Origin of the sequence: Aminobacter anthyllidis (assembly GCF_018555685.1) — a bacterium.
GTDB lineage: Bacteria > Pseudomonadota > Alphaproteobacteria > Rhizobiales > Rhizobiaceae > Aminobacter > Aminobacter anthyllidis.
Genome location: NZ_JAFLWW010000003.1, coordinates 331,655 through 352,228 on the forward strand (window position 1 = coordinate 331,655; position 20,574 = coordinate 352,228).

Genomic DNA, 20,574 nt, shown 5'->3' on the forward strand with positions numbered 1-20,574 from the left:
CAGCGCATTGGCAATGCTTCACTTCGTCCCTGAAACCGTCGCAGGCTTCAGATCGACACCTGCGTGCCGACCTCGACGACGCGTCCGGTCGGGATCTGGAAGTACTCGGTCGCATCCGCCGCGGTGCGCGCCAGGCCGATGAACAGCCTGTCCTGCCACACCGGCATGCCGGAATTGGGCGACGCCTTGAGCGAGCGCCGCGACAGGAAGAACGACGTCGTCATGATGTCGAACTTCCAGCCCTGCTTGCGGCATATGGCCAGCGCCTTGGGGATGTTGGGCTGTTCCATGTAGCCGAACTTCAGCTTCACCCGCATGAACAGCTCATTGACCTGCTCCATCTTCACCCGCTCGCTGTCGGGCACGATCGGCTGCTGCGCCGTCACAACCGACAGGATGACGTTCTGCTCGTGCAGCACCTTGTAGTGCTTGAGGCTGTGCATCAGCGCGGTTGGTGCGCTGTCGGGGTCGCTGGTCAGGAACACCGCCGTGCCGGGCACCAGATGCGGCTTTTTCTTGATCAGGTTGCCAGCCAGGAAGTCGAGCGGGATCTCGTTCTTGCGTGTCTTGTCGAACAGGTAGCGGCTGCCGCGCACCCAGGTCCACATGATCAGTATGATCGCAAAGGCAACCGCCAGCGATGCCCAACCGCCATCGAACACCTTGACGATGTTGGAGGCGAAGAAGCCGATGTCGATCAGGCCAAAGACCAGGGTCGCCACCACAACGGCGGCAACCCGCCAGCGCCAGATGCGCAGCATCACGACCGAAAGCAGCAGCGTCGTCACCAGCATGTTGCCGGTGACCGAGATGCCATAGGCGGCGGCCAGGCTGCTCGACTCGCCGAAACCGACGACCAGAAGCATCACCACCAGGGCGAGCAGCATGTTGACGCGCGGCATGTAGATCTGGCCCAGCGTCGTCTCCGAGGTGTGCTGGATGACCAGCCGCGGCAGCATGTTGAGCTGCACGGCCTGGCGCGTCAGCGAATAGGCCCCGGTGATCACCGCCTGGCTGGCGATGACGGTCGCTGCGGTCGCCAGCACCACCATGGGCACCAGCATCCAGCCCTCGTTCATCTCGAAGAACGGGTGGCCGACGACGCCGCCATGGGCGAGCACGAACGCGCCCTGGCCGACATAATTGAGCAGCAGGCACGGAAATACGATGCACAGCCAGGCAAGCACGATCGGCCGGCGGCCGAAATGGCCGAGATCGGCATAAAGCGCCTCGGCACCGGTTACCGCGAGGAAGATGGCACCGATGGTGACGAACGACACTTCCGGCTGGTTGACGAGGAACTCGACGATGTAGATCGGATTGACCGCCAGAAGGATTTCCGGATCGTCGGCGATGTGCAGGATGCCGGAGTAGCCGATGGCCAGGAACCAGATCAGCGTAATCGGTCCAAACACGATTGCCACGCCGCCCGTCCCGAAGCGCTGCACCGAAAACAGCGCTGCCAGGATCACCAGCGTCAACGGCACGACATAAGGTTCGAAGGCTGGCGTCACCACTTTCATGCCTTCGACCGCCGACAGCACCGAGATCGCCGGCGTGATCACCGCGTCGCCGTAAAACAGCGCCGCGCCAACCATGCCGAGCGCCAGGATGATGCCCGAGCGCTTGGGCAAGCTGCGCCGCGCCAGCGCCATCAGCGACAGCGTGCCGCCCTCGCCGCGATTGTGCGCCCTGAGTACGAACATGACGTATTTGATGGTGACGATGATCGTCAGCGCCCAGATGATGAGCGACAGAACGCCGAGAATGTCCTCGCGCGATGCGACCTCACCACCGGCCGACGCCACCAGCGCCTCGCGGAACGCGTAGATCGGACTCGTGCCGATGTCGCCGAAGACGACTCCGAGCGCTCCCAGAACGAGTATCCTGATGTCGTGGGAATGGCCGTCCGTCTGGACCGCCTGCCCACTTGTTCCCGCCTTGTCGGCGCCGGCATCGGTCATGAACGACTCTCCGTGAAGCCGCGGGGCTCTACGCTTGCCCTGCCGCAAAAGCAACAGCTGTTTTGCGGCAGCTAATGTTCAGCCCATGCTTGAGACGCATGGCTTGCCGATGTTACCACCCGCAAGCCTTGATATAGCGCCTAATTGTGCCGGCCATGCCATGCTCGAGCGCGTCGGCCGTCAGCCCATGGCCGATCGAAACTTCCGCCAGTTTCGGAATGCGCTTCATCAACAGCGGCAGGTTATCTACGACGAGGTCATGCCCGGCATTGACGGCAAGGCCTGCGGCCAGTGCCGCCTCGGCGGTTTTTGCCAGCTTTTCCAGTTCCTTGGCAGCCTTTGCCGAATCATCGAAGCAAGCACCGTAGGGCCCTGTGAACAGCTCGATCCGGTCAGCGCCGGTATCGCGCGCGGCACTCATTGCCGCGGGATCGGCATCGGAAAACAGCGAAACGCGGAAGCCGCCCTTCTTCAGCCGTGCCACCACCGGCTTGAGCAGGCTCGCCTGCCCGGCGAAGTCCCAACCATGGTCGGAGGTTGCCTGCGACGGATCGTCCGGCACCAGCGTCACCTGCTCCGGCTGGTGCTTTTCCACCAGCTGGAGGAAATCCTCGCTCGGATAACCCTCGATGTTGAATTCGGCCTTGGGAAACTCATCGTCGATCAGTGCCCGTATCTCGGGCACGTCCGAGAAGCGAATATGCCGTTGGTCGGGGCGCGGATGCACGGTCAAGCCGTGCGCGCCGGCGGCAAGCGCGATGCGCCCCAGGCCGGTGACGCTCGGCCACGGCAGATCGCGCCGGTTGCGCAGCATGGCGATGGCATTGACGTTCACGGACAGCTTGGCAGGCATCGGCAACTCTCAGCAAAAGCGACACCCACGCCACCTATCACGGCTTGGGCGGGAACACAGAGCGCTTTTATGTGTTCCAGTGTCGACGTCGCGACTTGCCGCAACCAACGAGGACACGCCAATGACATCCATGGATGCCCTGCCGCCGTTCCGGCGCATCGACACCGACAACGACGAGGTCTTTGCCTTCGAGATCGTCGGCCATTTCACCCAGGCCGACATCGAAAATGCCTATGGCCTGCTCGACGCCGCCTATGAAGGCCACGACAAGATCGACGTCCTGCTGCGCGCCAGCGGTTATGACGGATTCGACTGGTCGGCTTTGTTCGATCCCTTGACCTTCAAGGGCAAATGGAAGGCATTGCATCATATCAGGCGCTACGCACTCGTTGGCGGCCCGGCCTGGATGGGACCTGTGGTCGGCCTGTTTGCGCCGCTCACCTCGATCGAAACAAAACACTTTGCCGACGCCGACGAGGCCAAGGCCTGGGAATGGCTTGGCGCAAGGCAGGTCGAGTAGTCTGCGGTCACACTCCGGTCACCGGCGCCCGCCAGACAGCTGTCATCATGCCCAGTATCCGCATCATCGATTCGATCACCGCCCCCGGCTCCGCCTCGCGCCCGAATGAAGACAGCGCCGGCGGCAACGCAACTTGCGCCTTCGTCATCGACGGCGCCACCGGCCTCGGCGGCACCAGTATCGTTGGCCTGCATGGCTCGGACGCCGCCTGGCTCGCACGTTTTGCCCAAAGCACCTTCGAAGAGCTGGTCCGCAACGGCCGCTCCGTCGCCGATGTCGTGCGCGAACTCAACCAGCGTGCCGCCAATGTCGTGCACGAGGCCGCCAGCGCCTTGCCGATCGAAGCATGGAACCTGCCCATCGCCAGCTTCCAGATGGTTCGGATCGAAGGCGACGCGCTCGTCACGCATGGTCTGGGCGACTGCCGGCTGTTCCTTGTCGATGCGGACGGTGCTGTGATCGAGACCAGCGCTATCAAGGCCGCCTACGCCAACGAGCGCGACGGCGCCCGCAAGGCCATCGCCCTTTCAGGCGGCTTCGCCACGCATCAGGCACTCGCCGACGCGCCTGTGGTGCGCGAAGAGCTGCGCCGGCGCCGCGCCGCCTATAATCAGGCAGGCGGTTCCGTCTGGACGCTCGGCACCGAGCCCGCCGCCGCCGATCATCTCGCCACCGAGCAACTCACCGCAACCCTGCCCGCAAGGGGCCTGCTATGCTCCGACGGCTTCGCCGCTCTTGTCGACCAGTATCGTCGCTATGGAATTGCGGACCTCGTCCGCGCGGCTGGCGACACGGGCCTTGCCCCGCTTCTCCAGGAACTGCGGCACATCGAGCGGATCGAAGACCCCGATGGCCAGCAATTTCCGCGCTTCAAGGTTTCGGATGACGCGACAGCGGTGCTTTTCGAGATCGTTGCCTGACTTACTTCAGGTCAGGCCGAGCCAACAATGCAGGCCGGTCTCGCCTGGATTTCCCTAGCGCACGATGGTCAGCCGCTCGGCAGCACGCGTGATCGCCGTGTAGAGCCAGCGCTGGCGCGTCTCCTTGAACGCCCAGCTCTCGTCGAACAGCACGACATTGTTCCACTGCGAGCCCTGCGCCTTGTGCACCGTCAGCGCGTAGCCATAGTCGAAATCGTCGTAGCGCTTCTTGGTGCCCCACGGGATTTCTTCGTCGGGGTTCTCGAACACTTGCTTCAACAGCTTGATCTTGGCGACGCCGCGATCTGGGTCGTCCTCCTCCGGCGCGACCAGAAGGTTGATGCCGGGCTTCACCGTCTCGCGCGACGAGGTCATCACCTTCCACAACGAGCCGTTGAGCAGCCCCTTGGCCGGATCGTTGCGCAGGCAGACAAGCTTGTCGCCGGCCTGCGGATAGCCCGCCGTGAACCCCTTGAGTTCGCGCAGCCGCTGGTTGTAGCGCTTGCGTGTCCTGTTGGTGCCGACGAGCACCTGGTCGGCATCGAGCACCAGGTCCTGGGTCACGTCTTCCTTGCCGATCACCTGGGCGGTGCCATAGTCGCCGCGCATGAATTCGCGGCCCTCGCGCACGTCGAGCGCAAGCCTCAGGATCGGGTTGTCGCGCGCCTGGCGGTGGATTTCGGTCAACAGGAAGTCCGGCTCGTGCTCGGTGAAGAAGCCGCCACCCGAAATCGGCGGCAACTGCGCCGGATCGCCCAGCACCAGCACCGGCGTTCCAAATGTCAGCAGGTCGCGTCCAAGCTGCTCGTCGACCATCGAGCATTCGTCGATGACCACCAGCTTGGCCTTGGAGATCGGGCTCTGGCGGTTGAGCGAAAAGGTCGGCGACATCGAAGTCTTGCCGGTCTGCTCGTCGGCGATCGCCTCCTCGCCCTTCGGCCGGTAGATCAGCGAATGGATGGTGCGCGCATTGGTGGCGCCCTTCGAGCGCAGCACCTGCGCAGCCTTGCCGGTAAAGGCGGCGAACTGCACCTGCCCGTCGACATGCTCGGCGAAATAGCGCGCAAGCGTCGTCTTGCCGGTGCCAGCATAACCGAACAACCGGAATATCTGCGGCCTTCCAGTCTTGAGCCAGCGCGCCACGGCCTGCAGCGCATCGTCTTGCTGAGGTGAAAAATCCATTGTTTTGACTGACAGGATTCGTGCTGCGAGGGCAAGGGATTGCGTCTCGAAGCCCCACATAAGCTGACAAGCTGGCCTAACATCGAACCAGTTGCCGTCTTCCTCGGAAGGAAACCCTTGTTCATCAGCCGACTGCGAGGAAGCGGAAGAAGTATGGTATCTTGGCGAGAATGTATCTGGGAAGGCGACTGCATTGACCAGAAGCCTGCAAGACGAAGAAGCCGGAACCTGGCCCGCCCTGCTGGTGGCGGCAGAGAGTGGCGACGTGGACGCGGCCAAAGCGGAGCTTGCGGCAGGCGCGGATGTCAATCAGTCGGACGACGACGGCTGGTCGGCACTTCACCTGTCAGCCCTCAATGCCCATGCCTCGATGGTCGACGTCCTCGTCGGGCACCCGGGAATCGATGTGAATTGCAGGAACAGATGGAAGAGCACGCCGCTGAGCCTGGCTTCCGCCAAGGGCCACCACGCATGTATTCTCGCCATCGTCGGGCACCCGCAAACGGACATCAATGCAAGGGCGGAATATTACGGCAGGACGGCCCTCATCGAAGCCGCGAAGAACGGCCATCTTGATGTCGTCAGCTTGCTCGTGGAGCACGGCGCAGATGTCAACGCCACCGACAAGAGCGGGCGAAACAACGCCCTCATCGAGGCGATCAAGGGCCGTCACTACGCGATCGCGGAATATCTGCTGGCCACAGGCAAACTGAACTTCCTCAACAAGGACATCAGGCTGAACGCCCTGATCTGGGCAGGCAACAGCCACGATCAGCCGTTCATAGAACGGCTGGAAACGGCGATCCGCAAGTTCTTCGACGGCAATTGAGCGCTGTCAGCGACACCTGCTCGCCTCGCGCCAGCCAGGCGCATCAACGACACCCAAATGAGCTTCCCCCTGAGATGGCTCGTATTGAGCCACCCCTGTCAGTTTGCTCGGTCTTGCCATTGAGTTTGCATCAGGCTGCCAGTACGCCGTTCAGGATCGAAGAAAGCACCCGCATTGACGACGAATCCTGAAACCCTTCGAATCCGACCGCTGATCCCAGCCGACACTTCAGCCGTCCGCGACCTCTACGATCGCGCCGCCGATTTCGTCATGCTGGAATCCGGCACCGCGCCTTCGGACACGATGGTGGCGGAGTTCCTCACCGACTGCCCGCCAGGCAGCGATCTCGCCGCGTCCTGCAAGCTCGGCATGTTCACGCCCGGCGGAGCGCTTGTCGCGATCGCTGACATGGCCTTTGGCTACCCTGAAACCGACGACGCCTATATCGGGCTGCTGCTGATCGACGAAAACTGCCGCGGCATGGGCCTCGGCCGCACTTTCCTCGACCACTTGATCGCCACGGCACGGGCCCGCAACGCGGCACGGCTGCTGATCGCCGCGCTCGACGAAAACAGCCGGGGCCGCGCCTTCTGGGAGCGCGAGGGCTTTCGCCTGCTCCAAAGCATCGCGGGTTTCAAAGCCGGCCTGAAAACCCACATCGTGCACCGTATGTGGCGACCGCTCTAAGCAAAGCGGCACTCAGAGGATGCCTGGCTAAAGCACACTTTCCGGATCATTCTCCAGCAGGATCGGCCGGCCGTGCGGCGTGGCATGCGCGGCTCGCTCCCACGCGGCGGCGACCGCATCTACCTCGTCATGGCCGGCAAACCCTTTCTCCGCCATCAGCCGTTCGAGCGCCGCAAGCCAGCACCCGTAATAGTCGCTGCCGTCGCTTGCAGCATCGGGCTTCTTCACCTCGGCCGACAGCCGCTCGGCCCATTCCGCCCAGGTGAACAGCCCACGTTCGTGCAGGGCCACCACCATGGCGAAGGCCTCGGCCTGCCACGGCTCGGAAAACACCGGCTCCTCCATTCCGGCAGGCAACTCATGCCGGCTCAAGATAGCTCTCCCAGGCATCGATGCTGACTTCCAGGCTGGGGTCGGCGCCCTCGCCCCACAATTCGCCGGCGGTGAACACCACCGTGTAGACCCGTTGCGGGTCTTCACCCTGGCCGGGTGCGTTGCTGTCGGGGAATACAAAACCTTCGCGCACCGCGTCGATCACGCCTTGCTTGCCGCGAGCATAGCGCGGCAGCCGGGTGTGGCCGGTCGGATGGAAATTCCTCGTGCGCACCCGCTGGCCCAAGGCAAACAGTGGAACGCCCTCAACTGGCCGGTCGCACGGCCCGCCCTTGGCCAGCACTGCCGGCACGTTCTCCGCCTTCAGCACCCGCTTGGGCGTTGCTGCCGGATCGACGGCATCGCCCGCCGCCAGATCATTCGCTGTCACGAAATCGTGCCGCTTGAGCAGCGTCTCCAGCGCCTTGATCCAGATTTCGTAATAGCTCGACGCATAGTAGTCGGCCGGGTGCAGGCACTCCCGCGCATGCCGGCTTTCGTCGATGTTCCAGGCGCCCATGGCGCCCGCCGTCAGCGTCACGCCAAGCGCCCGCTTTTCCCATTCGGCGTGGAAATAGGGTTCGTCCTTTTCGGGTGCGACCGGGCCGAATCCCATCTGCCCGCCGAGATCGTGGGGCCCGTTCATGCGGCCTCCCGCGCCAGGCCCGTGCCGATCATGGAGTCGCGCGTCACCAGATCGGCGAGCTTTTCCGCGCTCCAGCCGTCAGTGCCTCCGGGGCGCTGCGGCACAACGAGATAGCGCAGCTCGGCGGTCGAATCCCAGACCCGGATCTTCTTGTCCTTGGGCAGCGTGACCCCAAACTCTTCCAGCACGCCGCGCGGATCGATCACCGCCCTGCTGCGATAAGGCGGTGCCTTGTACCACACCGGCGGCAGCCCCAACACCGACCACGGGTAACAGGAGCACAAGGTGCAGACGACGAGATTGTGGGTTTCGTCGGTGTTGAACACCGCCTGCATGTGCTCGCCCTGCCGCCCCGTGTAGCCGAGCGAGGCGATCGCGGCGGTGGCGTCGCGTTTCAGCCAGTCGGCGAAGCCGGGATCGCTCCATGCCCTGGCGACGACGCGGGCGCCGTTGCGCGGGCCGATCTTGGTCTCGTAGGTGTCGACGATGACGTCAATCGCCGCCGGGTCGATCAGGCCCTTGCGGGTCAGGATCGTCTCCAGCGCCCGCACCCGGGCAGCCATCGGGTCCAGTTCGTTGTCGTGATCGTGGTGATGATGGTCGTGCGACATGGGCAAAGGCTAAGCCCGGCCGTGCGTACGCGCAAGCGTCGGCCTTGGTCCAGCATCGCCCGGCCCAAGAGCCCACGCCTTGCGAAAATTCTCGGCGCACCCCCACTGCCCGCCTCCCAATGCGCTACGGCGCTGTATCGTGTGGGCATGCGTATACTGATTCTCGGGGCAAACGGCTTCATCGGCGCGGCGGTGGCGAGACGTCTCGTTGCCCGCGGCCATCAGGTGATCGGTCTCGCACGCAGCATCGGGGCCGTATCGCGCCGCCTTCCCGAAGTCGAGTGGCGACAGGCGGACATCGCCACACTGTCCAAGCCCGAAGACTGGCATCCGCTGTTGTCGGGCATCGACGCCGTGATCAACTGCGCCGGAGCGCTTCAGGACGGCGCGCGTGACGACGTCGTGGCGGTGCAGCATGTCGCCATGGTCGCGCTCTATCAGGCGGCGAGCCCCTCATTGCGCCTGCTCGTCCAGATATCGGCGCGCACCGAAGGTGCTGCCACCCAAAATCCGTTCCTCGCCACCAAGCGCCAGGCAGACGACGCGCTCAGATCGTCGGGCCTGCCTTTCGTCATCCTGCGGCCTGCCATTGTCATCGGTGCGGCCGCGCATGGCGGCTCAGCACTGCTGCGGGCGCTCGCGGCATTCCCTGTTGTCACGCCATTGGTCCATGGCCAGAGCCGCATGCAGTTCGTCGCGCTCGACGATGTTGCCGCTGCAGTGTCCGACGCACTGGACGGAAACATCCCTGCCGGCAGCGATCTCGACCTTGCCGCGCCGGAAACACTGACCCTCACCGAGGCCGTGGCGATCCATCGCCGCTGGCTCGGCCTGCCTCCATCGAGGGCGCTCCATTTGCCCGGCGTCTGCGCTCGGCTCACGTCCAAGGCAGCCGATCTGCTCGGCCATCTCGGCTGGCGCTCGCCGTTGCGTTCCACGGCACTCGAAGTCGCCGCAGGCGGTGTTTCAGGGCATTCAAGCGGCAGCGCTCCGAAGCCCCTGCGGAACATCCTGTCCAGCCATCCCGCCGGCGTGCAGGAATTGTGGTTTGCCCGGCTCTATCTGCTAAAGCCACTGATATTCGCGAGCTTGAGCCTGTTCTGGCTGCTGTCCGGCATCCTCGCTCTGCTGCGCTTCGACGCTTCAACGGCGCATCTGGAGCAAGCCGGCGCGACCACTGCCGTCGCCGCGGGGATGTCACCAGCCTCGCCGACATTGCACTCGGCATCGGCGTCGCTGTCCGTCGCCATGCGGCTGCGGCGCTCAAAGGCATGGTCGCTCTGTCTCTGGCCTATCTCGCATCGGCCACGGTGCTAGCGCCCGGCCTCTGGGTCGATCCGCTTGGCCCGCTGGTCAAGGTGCTGCCGTCGATTGTGCTGACGCTGGTGGCGCTTGCCATACTGGACGAGCGTTGAATGATGGAAGAGCTTCTCCGCCTCGCCCATGTCCTTGGCGCCGCCGTGCTGTTCGGCACGGGCGCCGGCATCGCCTTCTTCATGGTCATGGCCCATCGCACCCGCGACCCGGCGACAATCGCCCATGTCGCCGGCACGGTGGTGATCGCCGACACCGTCTTCACCGCCACCGCGGTCATCCTGCAGCCGATATCAGGCGCCTGGCTGGCATACGAGGTCGGTTGGCCGCTCACCGAGCGCTGGATCGTTTTGTCGCTCGCGCTCTACGTGCTGACAGGCCTGTTCTGGCTGCCGGTCGTGTTCATCCAGGTCGAATTGCGCAATCTCGCCCGTTCCGCCGCGGCCACAGGCAAGGCCCTGCCGGCACGATATTTCAGGCTCTACCGCATCTGGTTCATCTGCGGTTTCCCGGCTTTCTTCAGCGTCGTTGCCATCTTCTGGCTGATGCTGACAAGGCCGGCGATCGAGCTGTTCTGACTATTTCAGCATCGGCCACAGCGTCGCCGCCAGCAGCACGCCCATGGCGATGTTGAACCATTTCAGCCGCACCGGATCAGCGAGGAAACCGCGCAGCGCCATGCCGAAGCCGGCCCAGCACGACACGCTCGGCACGTTCACCACGGCAAAGGCGCCCGAGATGATCAGCACCGACAGGAACGGCGCTTCGGTGCTGGTGTAGAGCGCCATCGCGGTGACGGCCATCACCCAGGCCTTCGGATTGATCCACTGGAAGGCGGACGCTTCGAGGAAGGTCATTGGCTGGCCCTTGCTCTCGCCGTCCTTGCCGAGCGAGCGCGACATCGCGATGCGCCAGGCGAGGTAGAGCAGATAGGCACCGCCCGCGATCTTGAGCACCAGATGCAGCGCCGGAAACGCCGTCAGCACGGCGCCGAGCCCGAAGCCGACGCCGAGCAGCAGCGACAGGAAGCCGAAGCCGATGCCGAGCATGTGCGGGATGGTTTTGACGAAGCCGAAGTTCACGCCCGAAGCCAGCAGCATGAAGTTGTTCGGCCCCGGCGTGATCGAGGTCACGAAGGCATAGACCAGCAGTGCGAGGAATGCGTCGTATGACATGTGTCCCTCCCTTGGGTAATTTTATGTCAGTATTACTGACCTTATTTGAAAGATTCGACAACGATCCAGCGACGCTCAAGCGCTAAGCCAGATATGCGCTGAACCCCTCGATGGCAGTAGCTCAATCACCTCCGCCGCAGCCGCCACCGTCGCCGCTATCGCCGCTGCTGCCACCACCGCAGCCGCTGCCGTCGCCAGCCCTGGATCTGCGCCGGCGCCTGATCGGCAGAAGGGACATCGCGGCGATGAGGCAGGCCACGCACAGGCCCACCCCCATCACTTTTCCGATCACTCCGCGGCTCCAGAGCAAAGAAACCCCGATGACGATCAGGACCAAGGCGATCCCGAAGGTGATTTCTGCCGCATACAGGACGATGGATCTTTGGCCGAACATACCGGCCTCAAGGTGTCGCCCCTTGGCGTCCTCACCCGGCCACACGGCGGCCGGCGGCTGCTCGCCAAACTCCTCGGACAACAGTTCAAGGGTCCTGGCGTAGGCATCGCGCAGAGCCCCCTGGCTCTCGCTCGCCCCACGGCTCGGATAATGATGGACCTCCTGCCCCAACGTCTCGTCGCAGAAGCGCTTCCAGTAGTCCTTCGTGTAGGTCAGATGCAGGTGCCAGACCTTGTCGACGTCGGGCGACGGGCTGAGCATGTCATCCGAAACACAGACCAGGTAGATGAAGCGCCTGTATTGATCGATCGCCGCCTTCGCACGTCCCGGCGTCCAGCCATTCCCCCGGGACAGCCGCACTGAGAACGGAGCTTCGGCTTGCGGATCGTCGAAGTCGTAACTGGCGATCTTGTTCCAGAGGTCCGGGTCGGTCAGGTCATTCATCTTGAGGCCGGGGAATTGAGCTTGAACGCCCGGAAACTACATCGCCCGGACGTTCTTGCAATGACCTCCAGGCAATCTCAGGCTGCCGACGACTGCTCCGCCACAACGACGACGAGGTCGCGCGCGCGACCTCACATCCCCTGCGGGCCGCGGTTCATCGCCGCCACGCCGGTGCGGCAGACTTCGACCAGGCCGAGCGGCTTCATGATCGCGATGAACTGCTCGATCTTCGACACCTTGCCGGTCAGCTCGAAGATGAAGTGTTCGGTGTTGGCGTCGATCACCTTGGCGCGGAACGCGTCGGCGAGGCGCAGCGCCTCGACGCGGGCGTCGCCCGTACCCGAAACCTTGACCAGCGCCAGTTCGCGCTCCAGCGCGCCACCAGTACCCAGTTCCTGCGCCATGACGGTCAGGTCGACGACGCGGTGCACCGGCACGATGCGCTCGAGCTGGTGCTTGATCTGCTCGAGCACATGCGGTGTGCCGCGCGTCACGATGGTGATGCGCGACAGATGCTTTTCATGCTCGGTTTCCGAGACGGTCAGGCTTTCAATGTTGTAGCCGCGGCCGGAAAACAGGCCGATGACACGGGCAAGCACGCCCGGTTCGTTGTCGACAAGCACCGATAGCGTGTGGTTTTCCGGCTTCTCGGTTTCCTTGGCGATAAAATAGGCCGAACCGGTGGGTTGTAGCTGTGCGTTCATAAGATGATTCTCGATCTCAGGCGGTTGCGCCAACTCGTTGATTGTGCGGCCTTGCATGAAGGCCGCACGCGATCCGTCACACCAGTTCGCGGCCCCTGGCGTCGATGGCGTTGGCCACCGCCTCGTCGGTCGCCTCGTCCGGCAGCAGCATCTCGTTATGCGCCTTGCCCGAGGGGATCATCGGGAAGCAGTTGGCGAGCGTTGCCACGCGGCAATCGAAGATCACCGGCTTCTTCACCGAGATCATCTCCTTGATCGCATCGTCGAGCTCGTCGGGCTTGTCGCAGCGGATGCCATGGCCGCCATAGGCCTCCGCCAGCTTGACGAAGTCGGGCATCGCCTCGGTGTAGGAATGCGACAGCCGGTTGCCGTGCAGCAGCTGCTGCCACTGGCGCACCATGCCCATGTACTGGTTGTTCAGGATGAAGACCTTGATCGGCGCATCATATTGCACGGCACAGCTCATCTCCTGGATGCACATCTGCACCGAGGCGTCGCCGGCAATGTCGATGACCAGAGATTCAGGATGCGCGATCTGCACGCCGAGTGCTGCCGGCAGCCCGTAGCCCATGGTGCCGAGGCCACCCGAGGTCATCCAGCGGTTCGGCTTTTCGAAGCCGTAATGCTGTGCCGCCCACATCTGGTGCTGGCCGACCTCGGTCGTGATGTAGGTGTCGAGGTGCCTGGTCAGTTCATAGAGACGCTGCACCGCATATTGCGGCATGATCACGTCGCTGTTGTGCTTGTAGGCGAAGCTGTCGCGGGCACGCCACTTGGCGATCTGCTCCCACCACGGATACAGCGTCTTCTTGTCGGCCTTGGCGGTCGCCCGCCACAGCCGCACCATGTCCTCGAGCACGCGGCCGACATCGCCCAGGATCGGCACGTCGGCACGCACGTTCTTGTTGATCGACGACGGATCGATGTCGATGTGGATCTTCTTCGAGTTCGGCGAGAACGCGTTCAGGCGGCCGGTGATGCGGTCGTCGAAGCGCGCGCCGATGCAGACCATGACGTCACAGTCATGCATCGCCATGTTGGCTTCGTAGCTGCCGTGCATGCCCAGCATGCCGAGCCAGTTCTTGCCCGACTTGGGATAGGCACCCAGGCCCATCAGCGTCGAAGTGATCGGAAAGCCGGTCAGGTCGACGAGTTCGCGCAGCAGCTGGCTCGCCTCTGGACCGGAATTCACCACGCCACCGCCGGAATAGAGGACAGGGCGCTTGGCGCTCGCCATCAGCGCCACCGCTTCCTTGATCTTGTCCAGGTCGCCCTGGATCTTCGGCTGGTAGGAGGTGCGCGGCGCGGTCTGCGGCGGCGTGTAGGTGCCCCTGGCGAACTGCACGTCCTTGGGAATGTCGACGACCACGGGACCGGGACGGCCGGTGGTCGCGACATGGAACGCCTCATGCAGGATGCGGGAGAGATCGTTGACGTCCTTCACCAGCCAGTTGTGCTTGGTGCATGGCCGGGTGATGCCAATGGTGTCGCATTCCTGGAAGGCGTCGGAGCCGATCAGCGAGGTCGGAACCTGGCCGGTGATGCACACCAGCGGGATCGAATCCATCAGCGCGTCCTGCAGCGGCGTCACCGCATTGGTGGCACCGGGACCCGAGGTCACCAGCATCACGCCGGGCTTGCCAGTCGAGCGCGCATAACCTTCGGCGGCATGACCCGCGCCCTGCTCGTGGCGCACCAGTATGTGCTGGACGTCGTCCTGCTGGAACAGCTCGTCATAGATCGGAAGGACGGCGCCGCCGGGATAGCCGAAGAGATGCTTGACGCCATTGTCCTTCAGCGCCTGCACCACCATCTCGGCGCCGGTCATTTCGCGTCGTCCGCTATCACTATGTCCGCTCATCGGTCCGTCCCGTCTTTCCTTCGCCGTTCTCGGCGGTTGCTGCTCGTTTAGTCCTGTTTCGGGCAATAAAAAAGGCCCCCGAGGGAGCCTTCACATTTGCGCATGGGGGATTTCGCCCGACGGTTACACCGCCTTGCCCATGCGCAATCCTACTACGAGAATGAGTGTCGTGTTCATGGGCGCGGACGTTAGTGCGCGAGACGGCGCGCTGTCAACCGGGCCGCCGCAAATTTTCCGCAGCGTCAGGCGGCGGGTCAAAAAGCTCCAATTCGAGCGTTGCGCTTAACCAACGCTACACCATCCGCCATCACCCGACCTTAACGGCATCGCGCTATTTTGTTGGTCGGAACTGGGGGATTACTGCGATGTACTCGGAACGTCAGGCTCAGGGCGGTGAAACCACCTCGCAGGAGCGGCGCGACCCCAAGCAGGACGATGCCCGCATCCTGGGCCACGTCGTGCAGTGCGATGGCGCTCGCGCGGTCATCAGCGCCTATGCCGAAAGTGGCATCGCGGAAGCGAGCGGCCTGTGGACCGTAGGCCGCATGATCTGCATCAATCTCGGCGAAACCCGCACCATTGGCCTCGTTTATTCCATCGCCAAGTCGGACCGCTCATGGAGCAGCGAAGGCGACAACCCCATCGAGGTCAATGTCGAGCTGATCGGCGAGGTCCGTGACGTCGGCGCCGACAAGCACCCTGTCTTCGACCGTGGCATCACCGCCTATCCCTATATCGGCGCCATCGCCCACCGTATCCGCAGCCGCGACCTCCAGGCGGTCTACGACCTTGCCGGCCGCCGCACCGTCACCATCGGCCAGCTGTCGCAGGACGACACCATCGACGCCTGCATCGCCATCGACGAAACCCTTGCCCGCCACTTCGCCGTCGTCGGCACCACCGGCGTCGGCAAGTCGACCGCCGTATCGCTTCTGCTGCGCAAGGCGATCGCCGCGCGGCCCGACCTGCGCGTGCTGATCATGGATCCGCACAACGAGTTCGCGGCATCGCTGCCGGAACATTGCGTCAAGGTCGACAGCAATTCGCTCGACCTGCCGTTCTGGCTGTTCCGCCTTGAGGAATTCTCCGAAGTGCTGTTTCGCGGCCGCGAGACCGATGCCGACGAGATCGACGTGCTGCGCGATCTCATCCCGGCCGCCAAGAACCTCTACCGCAGCCCGCAAGGTGGCACCTTCCTGCGCCGCGGTGTCGACGCGCTGACCGCGGATACGCCTGTGCCCTACCGCATGGCCGACCTGATCAAGCAGATCGACGAACGCATGGGCCTGCTCGAATCGAAGAACGAGCGGCCGATCCTGAAATCGCTGCGCACCCGCATCGAGTCCGCGCTGGCCGATCCGCGCTACCGCTTCATGTTCCATTCGCGCCTGATCGAGGACACCATCCACGAAACCATCGGCAACATCTTCCGCGTGCCGACGCATGGCCGCCCGGTCACCTGTTTCGAGATGGCCGGCATGCCCTCGGAGGTCGTCAATTCGGTCTGCTCGGTGCTCGCCCGCCTTGCCTTTGATCTGGCGCTGTGGAGCGAAGGCCGCCTCAAGCTGCTTCTGCTGTGCGAGGAAGCGCACCGCTACATGCCCGCCGACCACCGCCTCGGCTTCGCGCCGACCCGCCACGCGCTGTCGCGCATCGCCAAGGAAGGCCGCAAATATGGCTGCTACCTCGGCGTCGTCACCCAGCGCCCGGGTGAGCTCGACCCGACAATCCTGTCGCAATGCTCGACGGTCTTCGCCATGCGCCTCGCCAACGAGCAGGACCAGGCGATCATCCGCTCGGCCATCGCCGATTCCTCCGCTTCGACCTTGTCGTTCCTGTCATCCATGGGCCAGCGTGAAGCAATCGCCTTCGGCGAGGGCGTCGCCACCACCATGCGGCTGAAGTTCGAAAAGCTCTCGGACGAGCTCATCCCCGGCACCGGCAAGCGCGCCGCGGAGGCACCGACAGGCAGTGGCGACGACGTCGATCTGGTCGCCATCGTCGAGCGCCTGCGCAACGTTCCCAAGCCGCAGGCCGCAGCCCTCGGCTTTGCCGAAGTCGTCGATGTCCAGCGCCAGGCCGGCGACACCGACTATCGCAAGCCGGCGACAGCTCCAAGGCCGCAGCCCGACGACGATTTCGACACCCGCTTCGGCCTGCGCCCCTCGACCTTCGGTGGCCGCCCGCCGCAGGGCTGAACAGGCCAGCGGCAAGAGCTGTTCACGTCAGATCGAGCCGAAGACGCGAGTTGCCAGGCGTAAAGATCAGGACCGGCATGCGGACGCGCAATCGGCGCACCGCCTGCACGCAGTGTCTTCAGATGCCGGATCCGTCCAGCTGTTCTTCGTCCTCGCCTTCCCAGGGTGTCGGCATCTCGGGCGAGTTCTTGCTCAGATTGGCTTTCGGCAGCGGCATCCAGCACTTCAGCTCCGGGTCGGCATAACCGATGATGCAACCCGGATAGGAATCCCCGGCGCGCCAGCCTTCGATGCCGAACGCGTCTGGCCGGGCCCAATAAGCCACGTCGACCTCCGCCGGCCCCTGTTCGGACGGCCGCACGGTGACCAGGATCCGGCTTCCGTCCCTTGGCGCACTCGCCATGTTTCGCCACCGGTCTGCATCGTCCATTCGTCATCCTCCTCTGCACTGATCTGGCCGCCGCCACAGCCGGCAGCAGCCAGATCAGTGTTGCTTCGTTCGAAGGGGACGTCCAGCGGCAAGTTCGGGTGTTGGGCCGCGTGCCGCTTCTAGACAATTCCTGTCGGGGAATTCGTCAAGCCGCGTCAGGCGGCCGGCATCACGAACTCAGCGACGGGAATTCACGCGCAGACGCGGTTGCGGCCCTGGCGTTTGGCTTCGTACAGCTGCTTGTCGGCGCGGCGATAAAACTCTTCGGCGGTTTCTTCGCGGTCCCACAAGGCAAGGCCGAAGCTCGAGGTGACGTTGAGCTGGGCTCCGCCCGTCTCGATCGCCATGCCGGCAATCGCCTTGCGCATGCGTTCGGCAAAGCGCTGCAAAAGCTCGATGTCCATGTTGGGCGCAACGATGGCGAATTCCTCGCCGCCGAGCCGCGCCACCACGTCGTGATAGCGGGTCATGCTCTTCAGGCATCTGGCAACCGAGCGCAAAACCTCGTCGCCGGCGTCATGGCCGTAGGTGTCGTTGACCTGCTTGAAATGATCGAGGTCGAGGATCATCAGCCCGACCGGCCTGTCGATGCGGCGGAATTCGCCGAGATATTCCCTGAGCGCATCGTCGAAATAGCGCCGGTTCTGCATTCCGGTCAGGCCGTCGGTGAGTGCCGCCTGCTCGAGGCTGCGCGACCGCTCGCTCAGCGACGCCGTCATCTCGCGCAGTTCGCCGCCTTCCTTCACCTGGGTGCGGATCTGGGGGAAAATGAAGAATGCGCCGTAGACAAGCGTTCCGCTCAAAAGCAGCGCGATCATGAACAGCAGCCGCTCCACCGCCTCGACGCTCTGGAGCCAGCCGGGCGTGTAAAGGGCCTCGGCCGCCCCCTGAATCTGGCTCCAGGCATAGAAAATCCCCAGCGCCGCCGACATGATCAGCGCACTGAAGATGAAAAACGCCGCTTCAGCCCGGTGAAAGCGCATGGCAATCCTAGTGGAACCCCAATCGCACTTATGCCATGCCGCGCCTTACGGAGGGTTAATCCTTAACGGCACTTCCTATGCATCGGCTGCGCCCGGCTGGCGTCCGGCCTCGCCGCCGATCCGTTGCCATTCCGGCCCGAATTGGTTGCGGAACCACGTCGATTGCCGTTTGGAATATTGCCGTGTCGCGATCTTGGCGCGCTCGATCGCCTCCTCGAAGCTCATTTCGCCGGCCATCGCCGCCGCCAGTTCGCGCACGCCGATCGCCTTCATCGCCGGCAGTTCCGCCCCGATGCGCATCGCCGTGATCTCCTTGACCTCGTCCAGCGCGCCGGCCTCGATCATCCTGTCGAAGCGCTGGTCGATGCGCTTTATCAGCAGTTCGCGCTCCGGCTCGATGACGATGAAACGGGCTGTGGCCAGGTCGATCATCGGATGACCCTTGTCGGCCTGCCATTTCAGGATCGAGCGGCCCGATGCCTCCAGCACCTCCAGCGCGCGCACGATGCGCTGCCCGTCACTGGCCTTGAGCCGCATCGCAACCGCGCTGTCGACGCTCATCAGCACGCGATGCAGCCTGGGCGCTCCCTCCTCGTTGAGGCGCCAGCGCCAGCGCTCGCGGATTTCAGTCGGAATTTCGGGCATTTCCGAAATGCCCTCAGCCAGCGCCCGGAAATAGAGCCCGGTGCCACCGACGAAGATCGGCGGCTTTTCGGTAAACAGCCCGCTATCGGCCAGCACCGCGACGTCGCGCAGCCAGCTGCCGGTCGAATAGGCCATCGCCGGCGAGACATGGCCGTAGAGGAAGTGGCGCACGCGCGTCAGCTCATCAGCGCTTGGCCGCGCCGTCAGCACGTCGAGCACGCCATAGACCTGCATCGAATCGGCGTTGACGATGACGCCGCCGTCGCGCTCGGCGAGCTTGAGCGCCAGCGCCGACTTGCCGCTGGCGGTCGGCCCGGCTATCAGGGTCGCGTTCTTGATGCGCCCCTCGCTAGTTCCGGAATTTTCGATGCCGCTGATCGCCACGCTGATTTCCCATCCGGACCGCGCTCTGCTGGCTCCGTCCCTTGCCGATAAGGCCTCTCGCGCCCTCGGCGCAAGCGCCATTGTTTGGCTGGCGGAGGCCGTTGCCTGCGACATCGCCCTGCCGTCAGGACTTTCGGCCGAGGACGCGCATGTGGCACTCGCCGCCGTCCTTGCCGGCGAAGCCATCGATTTCGCCATCCAGGACAACGCGACACGTAGGAAAAAGATCCTCATCGCCGACATGGATTCGACCATGATCGATCAGGAATGCATCGACGAACTCGCCGACGAGATCGGCGTCAAGGACCGCGTCGCCGACATCACCGCGCGCTCGATGAATGGCGAGATCGCCTTCGAGCCGGCCCTGCGCGAGCGCGTCGCCCTGCTCGCCGGCCTCGACGCTTCGGTCATCGACAGCATCATCGACAGCCGTTTGACGCTCGCCTCCGGCGGCAAGAGGCTGGTCGCCACCATGAAGGCGCACGGCGCATACACCGCACTTGTCTCCGGCGGCTTCGACGTCTTCACCTCGCGCATCGCCGCCAAGCTCGGCTTCGACGAAAACCGCGCCAACCATCTGGTCGAAGTCGATGGCCGCCTCACCGGCAAGGTTTCCGAGCCGATCCTCGGCCGCGCCGCCAAGGCGGATGCGCTCAACGAGATTGCCGCCCGCCTCGGCCTCACCGCGGCTGACGCCATCGCCGTCGGCGACGGCGCCAACGATCTCGACATGATCCGCCTCGCCGGCTCGGGCGTCGCCCTTCACGCCAAGCCGTCGGTGGCTGCCCAGGCCAGGATTCGCATCGACAATTCCGACCTCACCGCCCTGCTCTACCTCCAGGGCTACAGCAGCGCCGACTTGACAAGATGAAACCGATCCGCACCGAACGTTTGATCCTGCGCAATTGGCAAGAGCGCGACCGCGACCTCTTCCACCGCATCAATTCGGACGAGCAGGTGATGGAATTCTTCGGCATGCGGCGCAGCCGCGCGGAGAGTGATGAGTTGTTCGATCGCCTGGCCGCCGGCGTCGAGCGCGACGGCTTCGGCTTCGCTGCCGCCGAGATTGCCGTGTCAGGCGAATGCATCGGCTTCGTCGGCATCCTGCGCACGGACCTCGCGCCCTTCATCCCCAAAGGCACAATGGAAATCGGCTGGCGTCTCGCGCCCGAATTCTGGGGCAAGGGTTTTGTCACTGAAGCGGCCGAGGCCTGGCTCGCTCATGCCTTCGAGGTGATCGGCGACGACGAAGTCGTTTCCTTTGCCGTGTCGAACAACAACCGCTCGACGGCGGTCATGCAGCGGCTCGGCATGCAGCCCGATCCGTCGCGTGATTTCGACCACCCGCGCGTTCCCGACACCCATCCGGAACTCAAGCGCCACGTTTTCTACAGCCTCACCAAAGACCAGTGGCAAGAACGGAAAAAGGCGGCAATCTAGCCGCCTTTTTCTTTTCTT

Annotated in this window: 21 protein-coding genes and 1 pseudogene; 9 read left to right on the forward strand and 13 right to left on the reverse strand. The window is 64.0% G+C overall.

Going from position 1 to position 20,574, the window contains the following annotated elements; genetic code table 11:
- Positions 1-47 precede the first annotated feature (47 nt).
- Both J1C56_RS11250 and J1C56_RS11255 read right to left on the reverse strand, forming a co-directional pair.
- Complete coding sequence (locus tag J1C56_RS11250) at positions 48-1,964, reverse strand: potassium transporter Kup (RefSeq protein ID WP_214389045.1); 1,917 nt, start codon at positions 1,962-1,964, stop codon at positions 48-50.
- A 112-nt stretch (positions 1,965-2,076) separates the two neighbouring features.
- Positions 2,077-2,817, reverse strand: a complete 741-nt coding sequence (locus tag J1C56_RS11255; RefSeq protein WP_214389046.1) for a pyridoxine 5'-phosphate synthase — start codon at positions 2,815-2,817, stop codon at positions 2,077-2,079.
- Between the two features lie 121 nt (positions 2,818-2,938).
- On the opposite strand from J1C56_RS11255, the gene J1C56_RS11260 reads away from it, so the two are divergent.
- Together J1C56_RS11260 and J1C56_RS11265 are read left to right on the forward strand one after the other, a co-directional pair.
- Positions 2,939-3,337, forward strand: a complete 399-nt coding sequence (locus tag J1C56_RS11260) for a SpoIIAA family protein (protein WP_214389048.1) — start codon at positions 2,939-2,941, stop codon at positions 3,335-3,337.
- 47 nt (positions 3,338-3,384) lie between these two features.
- Positions 3,385-4,257 (forward strand): hypothetical protein, encoded by an 873-nt coding sequence (locus J1C56_RS11265; RefSeq protein ID WP_214389050.1) that lies wholly within the window; start codon positions 3,385-3,387, stop codon positions 4,255-4,257.
- Between the two features lie 54 nt (positions 4,258-4,311).
- On the opposite strand, the gene J1C56_RS11270 is transcribed toward J1C56_RS11265, so the two are convergent.
- Complete coding sequence (locus J1C56_RS11270; RefSeq protein ID WP_214389052.1) at positions 4,312-5,439, reverse strand: ATP-dependent DNA helicase; 1,128 nt, start codon at positions 5,437-5,439, stop codon at positions 4,312-4,314.
- Between the two features lie 193 nt (positions 5,440-5,632).
- Here J1C56_RS11270 and J1C56_RS11275 point away from each other — a divergent pair, with 193 nt between their 5' ends.
- Together J1C56_RS11275 and J1C56_RS11280 are read left to right on the forward strand one after the other, a co-directional pair.
- Positions 5,633-6,268: an ankyrin repeat domain-containing protein gene (locus J1C56_RS11275; protein ID WP_214389054.1), complete on the forward strand. Its 636-nt coding sequence runs from the start codon at positions 5,633-5,635 to the stop codon at positions 6,266-6,268.
- A 270-nt stretch (positions 6,269-6,538) separates the two neighbouring features.
- Positions 6,539-6,955, forward strand: a complete 417-nt coding sequence (locus tag J1C56_RS11280; protein WP_214389056.1) for a GNAT family N-acetyltransferase — start codon at positions 6,539-6,541, stop codon at positions 6,953-6,955.
- 27 nt (positions 6,956-6,982) lie between these two features.
- Here the strand turns inward: J1C56_RS11280 and J1C56_RS11285 are convergent, their stop codons facing one another.
- From J1C56_RS11285 to nthA, 3 genes are read right to left on the reverse strand one after another with little or no spacing between them, the layout of a single operon-like run.
- Positions 6,983-7,345 carry a nitrile hydratase accessory protein gene (locus J1C56_RS11285; protein ID WP_214389058.1) on the reverse strand — a complete coding sequence of 121 codons (363 nt, stop codon included), beginning with the start codon at positions 7,343-7,345 and terminating at the stop codon, positions 6,983-6,985.
- Positions 7,314-7,973, reverse strand: a complete 660-nt coding sequence (nthB, locus tag J1C56_RS11290; protein ID WP_214389060.1) for a nitrile hydratase subunit beta — start codon at positions 7,971-7,973, stop codon at positions 7,314-7,316. The genes J1C56_RS11285 and nthB overlap by 32 nt, the downstream gene beginning before the upstream one ends.
- Positions 7,970-8,584 (reverse strand): nitrile hydratase subunit alpha, encoded by a 615-nt coding sequence (gene nthA / locus J1C56_RS11295; RefSeq protein WP_214389062.1) that lies wholly within the window; start codon positions 8,582-8,584, stop codon positions 7,970-7,972. The genes nthB and nthA overlap by 4 nt, the downstream gene beginning before the upstream one ends.
- A gap of 147 nt (positions 8,585-8,731) precedes the next feature.
- On the opposite strand from nthA, the pseudogene J1C56_RS11300 reads away from it, so the two are divergent.
- Positions 8,732-9,999 (forward strand): annotated as a pseudogene (locus J1C56_RS11300) (SDR family oxidoreductase).
- The gene (locus J1C56_RS11305) at positions 10,000-10,476 is read left to right on the forward strand and encodes a DUF2269 family protein (RefSeq protein WP_214389064.1); all 477 of its coding nucleotides are present in this window, start codon (positions 10,000-10,002) and stop codon (positions 10,474-10,476) included. It abuts the pseudogene before it with no gap.
- Here J1C56_RS11305 and J1C56_RS11310 read toward each other — a convergent pair whose 3' ends face one another.
- The 4 genes from J1C56_RS11310 to J1C56_RS11325 all read right to left on the reverse strand — a co-directional run bounded on the left by J1C56_RS11310 (position 10,477) and on the right by J1C56_RS11325 (position 14,476).
- Positions 10,477-11,073 (reverse strand): LysE family translocator, encoded by a 597-nt coding sequence (locus J1C56_RS11310; RefSeq protein WP_214389066.1) that lies wholly within the window; start codon positions 11,071-11,073, stop codon positions 10,477-10,479. It abuts the gene before it with no gap.
- Between the two features lie 121 nt (positions 11,074-11,194).
- Complete coding sequence (locus J1C56_RS11315) at positions 11,195-11,911, reverse strand: glycine-rich domain-containing protein (protein WP_214389068.1); 717 nt, start codon at positions 11,909-11,911, stop codon at positions 11,195-11,197.
- 131 nt (positions 11,912-12,042) lie between these two features.
- On the reverse strand, positions 12,043-12,615 hold the full coding sequence (gene ilvN / locus J1C56_RS11320) for an acetolactate synthase small subunit (protein WP_214389070.1): 573 nt from the start codon (positions 12,613-12,615) through the stop codon (positions 12,043-12,045).
- A gap of 76 nt (positions 12,616-12,691) precedes the next feature.
- On the reverse strand, positions 12,692-14,476 hold the full coding sequence (locus tag J1C56_RS11325) for an acetolactate synthase 3 large subunit (protein ID WP_275945148.1): 1,785 nt from the start codon (positions 14,474-14,476) through the stop codon (positions 12,692-12,694).
- Between the two features lie 365 nt (positions 14,477-14,841).
- Here J1C56_RS11325 and J1C56_RS11330 point away from each other — a divergent pair, with 365 nt between their 5' ends.
- Positions 14,842-16,674, forward strand: a complete 1,833-nt coding sequence (locus J1C56_RS11330) for an ATP-binding protein (RefSeq protein WP_214389072.1) — start codon at positions 14,842-14,844, stop codon at positions 16,672-16,674.
- A gap of 118 nt (positions 16,675-16,792) precedes the next feature.
- Here the strand turns inward: J1C56_RS11330 and J1C56_RS11335 are convergent, their stop codons facing one another.
- The 3 genes from J1C56_RS11335 to miaA all read right to left on the reverse strand — a co-directional run bounded on the left by J1C56_RS11335 (position 16,793) and on the right by miaA (position 19,110).
- A complete protein-coding gene (locus J1C56_RS11335; protein WP_184767183.1) occupies positions 16,793-17,104 on the reverse strand; it encodes a hypothetical protein in 312 nt (103 codons plus the stop codon).
- Between the two features lie 191 nt (positions 17,105-17,295).
- Positions 17,296-18,087, reverse strand: a complete 792-nt coding sequence (locus J1C56_RS11340; protein WP_214389074.1) for a GGDEF domain-containing protein — start codon at positions 18,085-18,087, stop codon at positions 17,296-17,298.
- Positions 18,088-18,162: 75 nt separating this feature from the next.
- Positions 18,163-19,110 carry a tRNA (adenosine(37)-N6)-dimethylallyltransferase MiaA gene (gene miaA, locus J1C56_RS11345; RefSeq protein WP_214390237.1) on the reverse strand — a complete coding sequence of 316 codons (948 nt, stop codon included), beginning with the start codon at positions 19,108-19,110 and terminating at the stop codon, positions 18,163-18,165.
- Between miaA and serB the strand changes: the two genes are divergently transcribed.
- Entirely contained in the window at positions 19,100-19,987 is an 888-nt protein-coding gene (gene serB / locus J1C56_RS11350) for a phosphoserine phosphatase SerB (RefSeq protein ID WP_214389076.1), read from the forward strand. The two genes, miaA and serB, sit on opposite strands and share 11 nt — an antisense overlap.
- A complete protein-coding gene (locus tag J1C56_RS11355; protein ID WP_214389078.1) occupies positions 19,984-20,556 on the forward strand; it encodes a GNAT family N-acetyltransferase in 573 nt (190 codons plus the stop codon). The genes serB and J1C56_RS11355 overlap by 4 nt, the downstream gene beginning before the upstream one ends.
- Positions 20,557-20,574 lie beyond the last annotated feature (18 nt).